This is a genomic window from Sphingomonas zeicaulis, assembly GCF_050433225.1.
GTDB lineage: Bacteria > Pseudomonadota > Alphaproteobacteria > Sphingomonadales > Sphingomonadaceae > Sphingomonas_D > Sphingomonas_D zeicaulis.
In genome coordinates, this window is the sequence record NZ_JBNPXQ010000001.1 from 1389881 (window position 1) to 1403284 (window position 13404).

Below are 13404 nucleotides of genomic sequence, written 5' to 3' on the forward strand. Positions count from 1 at the left end.
TCAGCGCGCGCGCTTCGCCGGCACGCCACGGTCAATCTTGCCACGCAGCCGATCGACCGCATCGCCCTCGGCGAACACCAGCGCCGAACGCCATGCGTAACGCGCCTCATAGCGCCGGCCGACTGCCCAATAGGCATCGCCGAGATGCTCGTTGATGGCGGATTCGGACGGTTCGCCTTTTACGGCACGTTCGAGCGTCTCGATCGCGAGGGGCATGTCGCCGCGCAGATAATAGGCCCAGCCGAGCGAATCGGTGATCGCAGCGTCCTCCGGGCGCAGCGCGCTCGCCCGCGCCACGAGCTTCATCGCGGCGTCGACATTCTCGCCGCGTTCGAGCTGGGCATAGCCGAGATGGTTGAGAACCATGGCATTTTCTGGCGCCAGCGCGGCGGCCTTCTCCAGTTCGGGACGGGCTTCGTTCCAACGCCCCGCCCGTTCCAGTGCCGATCCGCGCAGCAGCAGCAATGTCCACGGTGCCGCGCCGCCACCCGCCTCGACCATGGCGATGGCGCGGGCATAGGCCTCTGCCGCACCGTCAAACGCTCCGGCTTGCCCGCGAACATCCCCCAGCCGGCTCCAGTCGTTGACCGTGGCGGCCGGCGCCTTCGCGGCAGCCTCTGCCGCCGTCAACGCGGCGGCGCGATCCCCACTACGCAGCAACAAAGCTACGCGCTGGTTCAAAGCCAACGAGGCAAGGATATCGTCGTCTGGCACGCGGTCGAGCACGGCGAGCGCTTCATCGACATGGTCGCCGCTGGCGAGCGCATCGCTCATCGCAAGCTTGGCCGCGCTGCTGTCGGGCGCGAGAGCGAGCGCGTTGCGCGCGAGCGAGATCGCCAGCATCGGCAGGCGTTCGCGCGAGATGTCCGACGACAGCTTAGTCAGTAGCGCGGAGATCCCTTCAGCGGGATCGTCGATCATGCCGTCCAGCGACCGGCCTGCGGCGACCCGCGCCCGGGCCGCGACGAAGATCGCGTCTTCGCCGTCGAGCAACGACAACGCCTTGTCCGCTTTGCCGAGCGCTACCAGCCGCGCCGCGACCGCGATGCGGAGCGAAATGTTCCGGTTGCCACCGCCACCGAGCAACGCGGTGGCACGCACCGCGGCGACGCTGTCATCGACATCGCCGCGCGCCGCGAGAAGCAGCGCGCGGTGCTCGGCGGCATAGGCGCCCGCAAGTGCCCCGCCCTTGCCCTTTTCAAGGATCGCGATCGGGTCGCCGGAACCCGCGCCGAAGGCGATCCAGGCACGGATCACCGGCACCAGGAAGTCGAACGCACCTTCCTTCTCGATGCGATCGATCTGCCGGCTCGCATCCGCCCAGTCTTTCGCGCGTACCGCGCGAGTCAGCAGCACCATCCGGGCGTCGCTGGGCAGCACGCCGGCCCGATCGAGCACCCCGGCTGCGCGCAGCGCCAGCGCTTCGTCTCCAGCGGCCATCGCCTGGCGCAGCGCGCGCAGCGCCAGTACCGCATCGTCGGGTGCCGCATCGAGCGCGGCGGCGTAGCCCGATGCCGCTTCCGCCGCATTGCCGCCGACGTCAGCGGCTCGAGCGCGCACATAGCTGCCGAGCGGCGACAGGCTCACCTGGCTGGCGAACGCCGGTGCGCTCCCCAGGGTGAGAAGCAGCGCCAGCGCAGTCGCGAAGCCAGGCTTACATGTTTGGATAGTTCGGTCCTCCGCCGCCCTCGGGCACGACCCAGTTGATGTTCTGGGTCGGATCCTTGATGTCGCACGTCTTGCAATGGACGCAGTTCTGCGCGTTGATCTGGAAGCGCGGGTTCCCTTCATCCAGACCGACCACCTCATAGACGCCGGCGGGACAGTAGCGCTGTGCCGGCTCATCATAAAGCGGCAGATTGTGCTGGATCGGCACGTCGGGGTCCTTCAGCGTCAGATGGACCGGCTGATCCTCCTCATGATTGGTGTTCGATAGGAACACGGAGGAAAGGCGATCGAAGCTGAAAACGCCGTCCGGCTTGGGATAATCGATCTTCGGGCACTGGTTGGCCTGCCAGAGCTTCTCATGGTCCGGCTTGTGCTTGAACGTGAAGGGCAGCCCGATCTTCAGATAGCGCATCCACATGTCCGCGCCGGCGACCAGGGTGCCGACTGTGCCGCCGAATTTCGAAACCGACGGCTCGACATTGCGGACCATCTTGAGCTCGGCCGCGATCCAGCTCGCATTGAGCGTGTCCGGATAAGCGGTCAGTTCATCCGCCGCGCGCTCCGCCGCGATCGCTTCGAACGCGGCTTCGGCGGCGAGCATGCCGGACTTCATCGCGGTGTGGCTGCCCTTGATGCGCGGCACATTGACGAAGCCGGCGGAGCAGCCGATCAGCGCGCCGCCGGGGAAGACCAGCTTGGGCACCGACTGCCAGCCGCCCTCGTTGATTGCCCGCGCGCCGTAGGAGATGCGCTTGCCGCCCTCCAGGATTGCGCGGATCGCCGGATGCGTCTTCCAGCGTTGGAATTCGTGGAAGGGCGAGAGATGCGGGTTCTTGTAGCTGAGCGCCACGACGAAGCCGAGCGCCACCTGCCCATTGGCCTGATGGTAGAGGAATCCGCCGCCCCAAGCATCGTCCAGCGGCCAGCCCTGGGTGTGGATGACGCGGCCCGGCACATGCTTGGCCGGGTCGATGTCCCACAATTCCTTCAGGCCGATGCCATAGACTTGCGGCTGGCAATTCGCCTCGAGGTCGAAGAGGCGCTTCAATTCCTTGGTCAGGTGGCCGCGCACGCCTTCTGCGAAGAAGGTGTATTTGGCGTGAAGTTCGAGCCCGGGCTGATAGTCGGGCTTGCGGGTGCCGTCGCGCGCGATGCCCATATCACCGGTGGCGACGCCCTTTACCGAGCCATCCTCGTTGAACAGCACCTCGGCGGCGGCGAAGCCGGGGAAGATCTCGACGCCGAGCCCCTCGGCCTGCTCCGCCAGCCAGCGGCAGAGATTGCCCAGCGATCCGGTGTAGGTGCCCTTGTTGTTCATGAAGGGCGGCATCATCGCGTGCGGCATTTCATGCTTGCCGCTGGTGGTGAGCACCCAATGATGATTCTCGGTCACCGGCACATCCGCCATCGGACAGCCCATCGTGCGCCATTCGGGCAGCAGTTCGTCCAGCGCGCGCGGATCGATCACCGCACCCGAGAGGATGTGGGCACCGATCTCGGAGCCCTTTTCCAGGACGCACACCGAAATTTCGGTCGAGCTGTCGGCCGCAAGCTGCTTCAGGCGGATCGCAGCGGCGAGGCCGGCGGGGCCACCGCCGACGATCACCACGTCATAAGGCATCGATTCGCGTTCGCTCATACTCTCCAATCCCGCCTCGCCGCTCCGTCAACGCGGCTTGTCCTGTCCACAAAACGTTTGGTCACCATCGGCGGTGCATGATGATTGACCAATCCGTCAACTGCCTAGCCTAGTATCGTCCATGCGGGGTGGGACCGGGTTGAACGACATAGACGCTTTTGCGAGCATGATGGGCTGGTGGCACGAGGCCGGCGTCGATTTTTTGGTCGATGACGCGCCGCGCAACTGGCTGCAACCGCCTCGCGCCGCAGCGGCGCGGTCGCCTTCCGTTACGGAAGGCGCGGCATCGCCGGTCGCGCGCGAGGCTCCACGCCCGGATGCCGTGCCGGCGGAAGCGCCGCGTCTCAAACTCCCCGACACGCTCGATGCGCTTCAGACGTGGGTCGCCAATGATCCCGCTGCACCCGAGGCGCGATGGGGTACGCCCCGCATCGCCCCCGCCGGCGATCCCGCGAGCGGCCTGATGATCGTAACCGACTTGCCTGATGACGATGATGCTGCCGAGGGCCGCCTGCTTGGCGGCGCCGCCGGCCGCCTCTTCGATCGCATGCTGGCCGCGATCGGGCATGATCGCGCATCGATCTATCTTGCCTCGCTGGCCAGCGCGCGCCCTGTGGGCGGTCGGATCGACGGCGCCAATCTGGAGAAGCTGGGGCATATACTGGGCCACCACGTCCAGATGGCGCGCCCGAAACGCCTGCTGTTGCTGGGCGATGCGCCGAACCGTGCACTTCTCGGCATGGGCTTCCTTGCAGCGCGCGGCAGTTTACGTACCATTAACCATGGCGGCATCAAGGTTGAGGCCGTTGCCAGTTTTCACCCGCGCCAGTTGCTGAAGCAGCCGGCGCTGAAGGGCGAAGCGTGGCGCGATCTGCTGCTGCTCAACGGGGGACCCGGCCAGTGAAGCTCACTGTCTCGTTTCTGGCGCTCGCCGCGACCATTTCGCTGGCAACGACGGCCGAAGCCGACACCGTGCCTGCAACGACGCTGGCGGTCGCTTCGGCCAACGCAGCGGCTGCGCGCCCCGCACGCCTGCCTGCCCAGCTCACGCCGCAGCAGCGTGATCAATATCGTGCGATCTTCTCGGCAATCCGTGGCGGCCGTTGGTCCGACGCCGCTGCGCAGCTCGATGTCATGCCGCGCGGCCCGCTCAGCGACTATGCGCGTGCCGAAATCTTGACCGCCAAGGGCTCGCCAAAGGCGGAACTGACGCAGATCGAGGCGCTGCTCGCGTCGTCGCCGGGACTGCCGCAGGCGCCGCAGCTCGTGCGGATGGCGCGCAGCCGTGGCGGCGTCGAGGTCGCGGCGGTGCCCGAACCGCAGAAATTGTCCTGGCTCGGCTCCGCGCCGATCCGCCGTCGCGCCGCATCGATGAGCCGCAGCGATATCGTCGCCGCGCAGCTCGAAGCGCGCATCCTGCCGTTGATCAAGGAAGACCGCCCCTCCGAGGCTGAAGCGCTGGTGGAGGACAAGGCCGGCCAGTTGACGCCCGACGCACTCACCGAGTGGCGGCAGCGCGTCTCCTGGTCCTATTTCCTCACCGGTGAGGATGCTTCCGCGCGTCGCCTCGCCGCGCTGGCGCAGACCGGCACCGGTGATTGGGCGGTGCAAGCGGATTGGGTCGCCGGTCTCGCGGCCTGGCGCCAGCAGGATTGCCGCGCCGCCGGCATCGCGTTTGATTCCGTGGGCCGCAGGGCGAGCGATGCCGAGTTGCGTGCGGCGGGCTATTACTGGTCGGCGCGCGCCGACATGGTGTGCAAGACGCCGGAGAAGGTGCAGCCCAAGCTGCGCGCCGCCGCCCGCGCGGAAGAAACCTTCTACGGCCTGCTCGCACTTCAGGCGATGGGGCTGAAGCCGACCGTCGATCGCAGCGGTGACCTGACCGCGACCGACTGGGATCGACTGAGCGGCAATTCGAACATTCGCGTCGCGGCCGCGCTCGCCGAGATCGGCGAACTGAGCGCTGCCGACGAGACGCTGCGCTACCATGCCCGCATCTGCGACAGCACCGATCATGCCGCGCTGCTGCACCTCGCCAAGCGCCTCAACCTGCCGACCACGCAGCTTTGGCTGGCCCAGAACGGCCCTGCCGGCGCGCATCCCGGCGCCAGCGCGCGCTATCCTGCGCCGGACTGGACGCCGGTGGGTGGCTGGCGCGTCGACAAGTCGCTGGTGTTCGCGCACGCGCTGCAGGAATCGCGCTTCCGCACCGATGTGGTCAGTCCCGCCGGTGCCTATGGCCTCATGCAGATCATGCCCGCCGCCGCGATCGACATCTCTAAGCGCCGCGGCGAAAGCTGGTCGCGAGAGAAGCTGACCGATCCGTCGACCAACATCGAATATGGCCAGTCGCATATCGAGGCGCTGCGCGATTTCTCGGGCACGCAGGGCCTGCTGCCCAAGGTGATCGCCGCCTATAATGCCGGGCCGGCACCGGTGCGTGACTGGAACGCGCGCGCCCGCGACATGGGCGATCCGCTGCTTTACATCGAGAGCATCCCCTATTGGGAAACCCGCGGCTATGTCGCGATCATCCTGCGCAACTACTGGATGTACCAGTCGCAGGCCGGCCAGCAGTCGGCGAGCCTGAAGGCGATGTCGCAGGGCATGTGGCCGCGCTTCCCGGGGCTTCCCGGCGCGACTGCGGTGCGGCTCGATTCCGTGTCCGGCGTCGCCAGTGCCGAATGACGCGGAGCGGGCGTTCGTTCCCGTCCGCATCGCCGTTCTCACCGTTTCCGACACGCGCGGCCTTGCCGAGGATCGTTCGGGCGATACGCTCGTCCAGCGACTGACCGATGCCGGCCACATCCTCGCCGCGCGGGCGATCCTAAGGGATGATGCCGACCTGATTGTCGAGCAATTGCGCGGCTGGATCGCCGACCCCCAGGTCGACTGCGTGATTACCACCGGCGGGACCGGCGTCACGGGCCGCGACGTAACGCCCGAGGCGCTGATGCGCGTTGCCGACAAGGAGATCCCCGGCTTCGGCGAACTTTTCCGCTGGCTCAGCTTCCAGAAAATCGGCACCTCGACAATCCAGTCGCGTGCCACCGCCTGCGTCGCTACAGGCACCTATATCTTCGCCCTTCCCGGCTCGACCGGCGCGGTGAAGGATGGGTGGGACGGCATCCTCGCCAGCCAGCTCGATATCCGGCACCGCCCGTGCAACTTCGTGGAACTGATGCCCCGGTTGCTGGAGCGGTAGACCGGATTACCGAAGACGCCTCCTACCGCCGGTCGTCCCGAGCAACCTCGAGGGGACCGTCGAGCGCGGCCGAGCCAGCGTTGGGCCGCGCTCCAGGCGGGTTTCGGCTCTCGGCTCGCTCGACTGCGCTCAGGTCGAACGAAAGTTTGGGAGAGACTGAAGTTTGGATTTCGAACTGATGTTCGAATCTGCTCCTCAGTCCAACCCTTTCGCGACATCCTCCATCTGCTGGATCATCGTTCCCCAGCCATCGAAGAAGCCCATTTCCTCATGCTTGGCCCGTTCGGCATCGTTGCGGTGGAGGCAGCGCGCCGTGTAGCGGGTGCCGCCGTCCTCGGGCTCGATCAGGAAGATGCCCGTCATCGGCAGCCATGGCTCCGCCGGCCGCCAGCCCTCGACCAGCATCGAGGTCCAAACGATCCGCTGCATCGGCACGACATCCAGGAACAGGCCCGGATTGTCGCTGGTGCCGCCATCGGGGCCGCTCATGAAGGTGTGGAAGGCGCCGCCGGTGCGGAAATCATGCGCGCGAACCTCGGTGGTCCACGGTCTCGGGCACCACCAGAGCTTCAGAATGTCGGGATCGCTCCACGCGCGCCACACTTTCGCGGGCGGCGCCGCCACCTGCCGAACGATTTCCAGATCAAGCTTACCGTCGGTCATTCCTCACTCTCCAGCCATGCGTCGAGACGGTCGAAGCGCGCCTCCCAGAGCGCGCGTTGTTCGGAAAGCCAGCTATCCGCATCCGCCAGCGCACTGCGCTGCATCTCGCACGTGCGGACGCGGCCCTGCTTGCGCGTGACGATCCAGCCGCTGCTCTCCAGCGAACGGATATGCTTCATGAAAGATGGCAGGCTGATCGCGAAGGGCGCCGCCAGTTCGCTGACGCTGGCCGGCCCGCGGCTCAGCCGCCGCAGCACCGCGCGGCGCGTAGGATCGGCGAGGCCTTGAAAAATACCGTCCAAACGTAGCGAATACTGTTCCATATGGCTAAGTATATCGAGGCTAAAGCTTAGCGCAATGGCTAAGTTTCGCCGCTCTGTCGGCCGTCGTCGCGGAACCCTGCGGCTGCTATGCGTTATGACGGGACGCAAATCCTGCGGACGCCAGATCCGCCCCTCCAGGGAGCCCCAAGCCGATGATCCTCGACGCGATACCCAACACGCGCCAGATCGCCACCGAAGTCTGGAAGCCGCTGACCGTACTGTTCGTGTGGGACTGCGTTGTCACCATCGCTTATTACATCCTGCCATTTCGCGCGCCGGCACTGCCGCTGACGATCTTCGGCACCGCGCTGGCGCTGTTCCTCGGCTTCCGCAGCAACTCCGCTTACCAGCGTTGGTGGGAAGGCCGCATATTGTGGGGGCAGATGATCAACGCCTCGCGCAGCCTCGCGCGCGCGGTGCGCAACTTCATGACCGATCCGGCCGCGACCCAACTCAAGCGATCGATCGTCTTCCGCCAGATCGCCTATGTGAACGCGCTGCGCTGCCAGTTGCGACGGCAGACGCTGGACGAGGATGTGTTCCGATTTCTCGCCAAGGGGCAGGACGATCCGGCGATCGCCCGTGTCAATGCGGCGAACGGGCTGGCGGACGGTGCCGGCCGTCGCGTAGCCGACGCATTGGGCGCGGGGTGGATCGACACGATCCAGCAGACGCAGATCGAACGGCTGCTGGTTGATATCTCCAACGCGCAAGGTGGCATGGAGCGGTTGCGCAACACCCCCCTTCCCAGCCAGTTCCGCTTCTTCCCGATGTTCTTCACCCACATCTTCTGTGTGCTGATGCCGATCGGGCTGGTCGAGACGCTGGGTTTCGCCACACCCCTGGGATCGACGTTGGCGGGGCTGATGTTCCTTGCCGTGCTGCGCGTCGGCGACGATCTGGTCGATCCGTTCGCCAACACGGTGCATGACGTGCCGCTGAGCACGATGTGCCGCACGATCGAGATCGACTTGCTGCAGGCAATCGACGAACCCGCGCCCGAGCCGCTGAAGCCGGTGAAAGGTGTGCAATGGTGATGGCACAGGCTATGCCAACGCCATGCTGAGCAGAAGATCCGCGCTCCAGGGCGCTCTCGCCGCGCTGTCGGCCGGTGCCGCCGCCCCCTTGCTGTCGGCGACGCCGCGGGTGCTGCGCAAACCACCGCGGCTGCGAGCCGGCGATACGGTGGCGCTGGTCGAGCCGGCAGGCTTCTCCGCTGACGATGTCGAACTGGGCCTTGCGCAGGAAACGATCGTCGCGATGGGGCTCGTGCCCCGGATTGCGCCGCATGTCGCCACGCGATCGGGCTATCTGGCGGGCACCGATGAAGATCGCGCCGCCGACATCAACGCCATGTACGCAGACGACGCCGTGCACGCGGTGTTCGCGGTGCGCGGCGGCTGGGGCTGTGCGCGGATCCTGCCGCACCTCGATTTCGGCCTGATCCGCCGCAATCCGAAGCTGCTGATCGGCTTCAGCGACATCACCGCGCTTCACCTCGCCTTTGCGGCGCGCGCCGGCTTCACCACGATCCACGGGCCCAATGCAGCAAGCTCGTGGGGTGACCTGTCATGGCAGGCCTTCCGCAGTCTCGTGTTCGAAGGCGCGACGCCGACCTATCGCAACCCGGCGGGGAGCGAGGACAGGCTCGTGCAGCGGCTGTGGCGCACCAAGGCCATCCGCGCGGGCAAGGCGGCCGGGCGGCTTCTGGGCGGCAACCTCACCGTGCTCTCGGCGCTGGTCGGCACGCCCTATCTGCCCGATTTCGACGGTGCGATCCTGTTTCTCGAGGATGTCGACGAAGCCGAATATCGCATCGATCGCATGCTGACCCAACTCGCGCTCGCGGGCATCCTGCGCCGTGTGGCCGGCGTTGTGTTCGGGCAATGCACGAGTTGCCGCGCCACGGGCCCCTCCTATGGGGGCTTCACGCTCAACGAGGTGCTGGAGCATCATCTCAAGCCACTCGGCGTGCCGGTGTTCCAGGGCGGCATGTTCGGCCATATCGCTAACCAGTTCAGCCTGCCGGTAGGCGCGATGGCGGAGATCGATGCCGAGGCCGGGACGATCCGGATGCTCGAAGCAGCTGTTGAGTGACGAAAAAGGCCAGCGCGTCGGAGGGGAACTGAGCGCTGCGGCACTCACCTTTCCTCTCCGGCGCGCGGCGTCCGACAGGGGATTGGTGGTGGAGGAGCCGGCGCCGAGGCAGCCGATCAAACCATGCTTGAACGACAGGCTCCGAGCCGCCCCCTTCCCCCACGCGCGGGCACGCGCGGTCCTCCTCCCCGAGCAAGGCTCAGGGAGGAAAAAACTTAGCCCGCCTTGGCCACCGCGACCAGCGCCGGACGCAGCAGACGATCCTTGATCATGTAGCCGGCCTGCATCTCCTGCACGATCGTGCCAGGTTCGGCATCGGCGGAAGGCAGTTCGATCATCGCCTGATGGCGGTTGGGATCGAGCTGTTCGCCCAGCGCCGAGACCTTCTTGATGCCGTTGCGCTCGAACACGCTGGCCAGTTCGCGGCCGGTGGCCTCGAGGCCGGTCACAAGCCCCTTGAACTTATCGTCCTCGCGCAGATCCGCGGGGATCGCGTCGAGCGCGCGGCCGAGATTGTCGGCTACCGACAGAATGTCACGCGCGAAGCCAGTCGCGGCATAGGCGCGCGCATCCTGTGCGTCCTTCTCCAGCCGGCGACGCACATTCTGCGTTTCCGCCTGCGCGTAGAGCACATCCTGGCGCGCGGCGGCGAGCTGGTCTTCAAGCTCGCGCAGCCGATCATGCTCGGCCACTTCGGGGGCGACTTCCGCGGTTTCCTCGCGCAGCGCCTCGGCTTCACCCTGCTCGGTCGTCTCGTTGTCCTGCATCTATGCTCTCTTCCAGCGTCTCGTCTTCAACCCATCAGGCGCGACAATGTTTGCGCCGTGAAATCCACCATGGGAACGACCCGGGCATAGTTCAACCGGGTGGGACCGATCACGCCCACCACGCCGACCACGCGCCCGTCGGCCCCGCGATAGGGCGCGGCGATAACCGAGGAGCCGGACAGCGAGAAGAGCTTGTTCTCCGATCCGATGAAGATCTTGGTCGCCGCGCCCTCGCGCGCGCTGTCCAGCAGGCGCACAATCTCTTCCTTGTCCTCAAGCTCTTCCAGCAATTGGCGGACGCGTTCGAGATCGGCCGCCGCACCCTGGTCGATCAGGTTCGCCTGTCCTCGCACGATCAGCACCGGCCGCCGCTCGCCATCTTCGGACCAGACGGCGAGGCCCTGGCTGACCAGTTCGGCCGACATCCGGTCGAGCATCGCCCGCCCCGCCCCGATCTCCTTCGCCAGCCGCCCGCGCGCATCGCCCAGGGTAAGCCCGGAAAGCCGCGCGCTGATATAATTGCCGGCCTCGATCAGCATCGACGGCGTGACGGCATCGGGAATGGCGACGACGCGGTTCTCGACGCTGCCATCCTGCCCCACCAGCACCGCCATCGCCTGATGGCGAGAGAGCGGCACGAAGCCGAACTGGCGCAGGACCACCTCGCGCTGCGGCACCAGCACCATGCCCGCACAGGATGAAAGGCCAGACAGGACGGAGGTAGCCGCGGCGAGCGCGTCCTCGATCGGCCCGCCGGTATCGACCCGCGCCGCGATCGCCGCGCGCTCGGCCGCGGATGGCTCCGCCGTCTGCATCATCCCGTCGACGAACAGGCGCAGGCCGAGTTCGGTGGGCATGCGGCCCGCAGAGGTGTGCGGCGATGCGAGCAGGCCGAGTTCTTCCAGATCCTGCATGACGTTGCGGATCGAGGCGGGTGACAGGCTGAAGCCGGCCAGCTTGGAGATTGTCCGCGACCCGACCGGCGAGCCCGATTCGAGATAATTCTCCACGACCACGCGAAAGATATCGCGTGCCCGGTCGTTCAGTTCGGTGATCGTCGTGCTCGCCATCTGCACCTTATCGGGGCGCCCCGACTTCGTCCGTGCCCAGGATCTCGCCCTTCCCCGCCCCTATCTTGAGGCGCTCATTGGCCTTTTCAATGGCGGCGAGCACATCATCGGCCTGCGGCGAGCGGCAGCCATAGTTGAAGCTGGTGGAAGCGTCGTTCCAGGAGAGCTTGCCATAGGCCTGGTCGGTGATCTGCAGCTTGCAGGGCAGCTCGCGGCCGGCATAGCGCTCCGCCCCCGCCAGCAGCGCGCGGATTTCGGCATAGCCCGCCGCGCCCACGTCGAGCCGCCGTCTCGTCAGCACATAATGGCTGAACCCGCCCTTGCCCTGCTTGGATTCGACATGGAAGCCGGTGCCATCGGACGCGAGCTCCCATTGCACCAGCGGCTTGCCCCAGCTCGAAATGTCAAAGGCGATCGTCGGCGCAGCGCCCGCAGGAGCCGGTGCCGGTTCCGTGCCGCCGGATGGGGCGCAGGCCGCCAGCGCCGCGAGGCCGGCGAATAGGGGAAGCAGCATCTTCATCGGGTTCGGATTCCGCCTCGTCCGGCCAGCCGTTGCAATCCTCACCGCTTAACGGATAAGGGCGGCCGACCTCAAGCGATTGGAGCAACATGCGCCCTTCAGGCCGCACGCCCGACCAGATGCGGGCCATCAGCATCGAACCCGGTTTCACTAAACATGCCGAGGGCAGCGTCCTCGTCAGCTTCGGCGAAACGCGCGTCCTCGTCACCGCCTCCGTCGAGGAGCGCGTACCGCCCTTTCTTCGCGGCAAGGGCGAAGGCTGGGTCACGGCCGAATATGGCATGCTGCCCCGCGCCACGCACACCCGCAGCAACCGTGAGGCCGCCAAAGGCAAGCAATCGGGCCGCACGCAGGAAATCCAGCGGCTGATCGGCCGCTCGCTGCGCGCCGTGGTCGACCTCAAGGCCCTCGGCGAGCGCCAGATCACGATCGACTGCGACGTCATCCAGGCCGATGGCGGCACCCGCACCGCCTCCATCTCGGGCGCATGGGTCGCGCTGCGGCTGGCGATCGACGGGCTGCTCGAAAAGAAGCTGCTCGAAACCGATCCGATCACCGCGCAGGTCGCGGCCGTCTCCTGCGGCATCTACGAAGGCACGCCGGTGCTCGACCTCGATTATATCGAGGATTCGAACGCGCATGCCGATGCGAACTTCGTGCTGCTCGACAATGGCAACATCGCCGAGGCGCAGGCCACCGCCGAAGGCGCGACCTATGACGAGGAAGCGCTGCTGCGCCTGCTCCGCCTTGCGCGGATCGGCTGCAACGAAATCTTCGCCGCGCAGCGCCGGGCCGCCGGCCGGTGAGCGAGGAGCCGGTCCCCCAGGCGATCCGCAAGCTCCAGCCCGGCCGGCTGGTGATCGCCAGCCACAACGAGGGCAAGGTGCGCGAGATCCGCGCGCTGCTCGCGCCGTTCGGCGTCGAGCCGGTCTCAGCCAAGGCGTTGGACCTGCCAGAGCCCGAGGAGACCGGCACCACCTTTGTCGCCAATGCCGAGCTGAAGGCGATGCAGGCCGCCGATCTTTCCGGCCTGCCCGCGTTGGCGGATGACAGCGGCCTGTGCGTCGAGGCGCTGAACGGCGATCCGGGGATCTTCTCGGCGCGTTGGGCGGGGCCGGCGCGCGATTTCGGGCTGGCGATGCAGCTTGTCCACAACAAGCTGGTCGAGGCCGGTCCGGAAGCGGGGCGCGACGCGCATTTCGTCTGCGCGCTGGCACTGGCCTGGCCGGACGGTCATATCGAATGTTTCGAAGGCCGGGTGGACGGGACATTGGTGTGGCCGCCCAAGGGCGAACATGGCTTCGGCTATGACCCGATATTCCTCGCCAATGGCGACACCGAGACCTTCGGCGAGATGGATCCCGAGCGCAAACATGCGATGAGCCATCGCGCGGACGCGTTCGCGAAGCTGGTCGCCGCGGTTTTCTGACTTCTTCCTCCCCTCCCGTTGCG

At 66.7% G+C, this 13404-nt stretch carries 14 protein-coding genes; 7 read left to right on the top strand and 7 right to left on the bottom strand.

The window, feature by feature from the left end; all coding sequences use genetic code 11:
• Both FHS96_RS06545 and FHS96_RS06550 read right to left on the bottom strand, forming a co-directional pair.
• Nucleotides 1-1587, bottom strand: a complete 1587-nt coding sequence (locus FHS96_RS06545) for a tetratricopeptide repeat protein (RefSeq protein ID WP_429588669.1) — start codon at nt 1585-1587, stop codon at nt 1-3.
• 67 nt (nt 1588-1654) lie between these two features.
• On the bottom strand, nt 1655-3307 hold the full coding sequence (locus FHS96_RS06550; RefSeq protein WP_429588670.1) for an electron transfer flavoprotein-ubiquinone oxidoreductase: 1653 nt from the start codon (nt 3305-3307) through the stop codon (nt 1655-1657).
• A 139-nt stretch (nt 3308-3446) separates the two neighbouring features.
• On the opposite strand from FHS96_RS06550, the gene FHS96_RS06555 reads away from it, so the two are divergent.
• The 3 genes from FHS96_RS06555 to moaB are packed head-to-tail and all read left to right on the top strand — an operon-like array spanning nt 3447 to nt 6512.
• Nucleotides 3447-4211, top strand: a complete 765-nt coding sequence (locus tag FHS96_RS06555; RefSeq protein ID WP_429588671.1) for a uracil-DNA glycosylase — start codon at nt 3447-3449, stop codon at nt 4209-4211.
• Nucleotides 4208-5995: a lytic transglycosylase domain-containing protein gene (locus FHS96_RS06560; protein ID WP_429588672.1), complete on the top strand. Its 1788-nt coding sequence runs from the start codon at nt 4208-4210 to the stop codon at nt 5993-5995. The genes FHS96_RS06555 and FHS96_RS06560 overlap by 4 nt, the downstream gene beginning before the upstream one ends.
• Nucleotides 5985-6512, top strand: coding sequence for a molybdenum cofactor biosynthesis protein B (gene moaB, locus FHS96_RS06565; RefSeq protein WP_429588673.1), 528 nt, complete (start codon nt 5985-5987; stop codon nt 6510-6512). The genes FHS96_RS06560 and moaB overlap by 11 nt, the downstream gene beginning before the upstream one ends.
• Before the next feature lie 195 nt (nt 6513-6707).
• Here the strand turns inward: moaB and FHS96_RS06570 are convergent, their stop codons facing one another.
• Both FHS96_RS06570 and FHS96_RS06575 read right to left on the bottom strand, forming a co-directional pair.
• Nucleotides 6708-7175 (bottom strand): SRPBCC family protein, encoded by a 468-nt coding sequence (locus FHS96_RS06570; RefSeq protein ID WP_429588674.1) that lies wholly within the window; start codon nt 7173-7175, stop codon nt 6708-6710.
• Entirely contained in the window at nt 7172-7477 is a 306-nt protein-coding gene (locus FHS96_RS06575) for an ArsR/SmtB family transcription factor (protein WP_429588675.1), read from the bottom strand. Before FHS96_RS06575 ends, FHS96_RS06570 begins: the two co-directional genes overlap by 4 nt.
• A 173-nt stretch (nt 7478-7650) precedes the next feature.
• On the opposite strand from FHS96_RS06575, the gene FHS96_RS06580 reads away from it, so the two are divergent.
• Together FHS96_RS06580 and FHS96_RS06585 are read left to right on the top strand one after the other, a co-directional pair.
• Nucleotides 7651-8535, top strand: coding sequence for a bestrophin family protein (locus FHS96_RS06580; protein WP_429588676.1), 885 nt, complete (start codon nt 7651-7653; stop codon nt 8533-8535).
• Between the two features lie 22 nt (nt 8536-8557).
• Nucleotides 8558-9595 carry a S66 peptidase family protein gene (locus tag FHS96_RS06585; protein WP_429588677.1) on the top strand — a complete coding sequence of 346 codons (1038 nt, stop codon included), beginning with the start codon at nt 8558-8560 and terminating at the stop codon, nt 9593-9595.
• Nucleotides 9596-9810: 215 nt separating this feature from the next.
• On the opposite strand, the gene grpE is transcribed toward FHS96_RS06585, so the two are convergent.
• The 3 genes from grpE to FHS96_RS06600 are packed head-to-tail and all read right to left on the bottom strand — an operon-like array spanning nt 9811 to nt 11952.
• A complete protein-coding gene (gene grpE / locus FHS96_RS06590; RefSeq protein ID WP_429588678.1) occupies nt 9811-10362 on the bottom strand; it encodes a nucleotide exchange factor GrpE in 552 nt (183 codons plus the stop codon).
• Between the two features lie 26 nt (nt 10363-10388).
• A complete protein-coding gene (gene hrcA, locus FHS96_RS06595) occupies nt 10389-11432 on the bottom strand; it encodes a heat-inducible transcriptional repressor HrcA (RefSeq protein WP_429588679.1) in 1044 nt (347 codons plus the stop codon).
• Between the two features lie 7 nt (nt 11433-11439).
• Nucleotides 11440-11952, bottom strand: coding sequence for a hypothetical protein (locus FHS96_RS06600; protein WP_429588680.1), 513 nt, complete (start codon nt 11950-11952; stop codon nt 11440-11442).
• An 89-nt stretch (nt 11953-12041) separates the two neighbouring features.
• Here FHS96_RS06600 and rph point away from each other — a divergent pair, with 89 nt between their 5' ends.
• Nucleotides 12042-12758, top strand: coding sequence for a ribonuclease PH (gene rph, locus FHS96_RS06605; protein ID WP_429588681.1), 717 nt, complete (start codon nt 12042-12044; stop codon nt 12756-12758).
• Complete coding sequence (rdgB, locus tag FHS96_RS06610) at nt 12755-13381, top strand: RdgB/HAM1 family non-canonical purine NTP pyrophosphatase (RefSeq protein ID WP_429588682.1); 627 nt, start codon at nt 12755-12757, stop codon at nt 13379-13381. The genes rph and rdgB overlap by 4 nt, the downstream gene beginning before the upstream one ends.
• Nucleotides 13382-13404: the final 23 nt, after the last annotated feature.

Excerpts from the sequence above, each read along its gene's own strand:
- FHS96_RS06550 (WP_429588670.1), bottom strand. The coding sequence starts at position 3,307 with ATGAGCGAACGCGAATCGATGCCTTATGACGTGGTGATCGTCGGCGGT.
- FHS96_RS06570 (WP_429588674.1), bottom strand. The coding sequence starts at position 7,175 with ATGACCGACGGTAAGCTTGATCTGGAAATCGTTCGGCAGGTGGCGGCG.
- FHS96_RS06580 (WP_429588676.1), top strand. The coding sequence starts at position 7,651 with ATGATCCTCGACGCGATACCCAACACGCGCCAGATCGCCACCGAAGTC.
- FHS96_RS06585 (WP_429588677.1), top strand. The coding sequence starts at position 8,558 with ATGCTGAGCAGAAGATCCGCGCTCCAGGGCGCTCTCGCCGCGCTGTCG.
- grpE (WP_429588678.1), bottom strand. The coding sequence starts at position 10,362 with ATGCAGGACAACGAGACGACCGAGCAGGGTGAAGCCGAGGCGCTGCGC.
- hrcA (WP_429588679.1), bottom strand. The coding sequence starts at position 11,432 with ATGGCGAGCACGACGATCACCGAACTGAACGACCGGGCACGCGATATC.
- FHS96_RS06600 (WP_429588680.1), bottom strand. The coding sequence starts at position 11,952 with ATGAAGATGCTGCTTCCCCTATTCGCCGGCCTCGCGGCGCTGGCGGCC.
- rph (WP_429588681.1), top strand. The coding sequence starts at position 12,042 with ATGCGCCCTTCAGGCCGCACGCCCGACCAGATGCGGGCCATCAGCATC.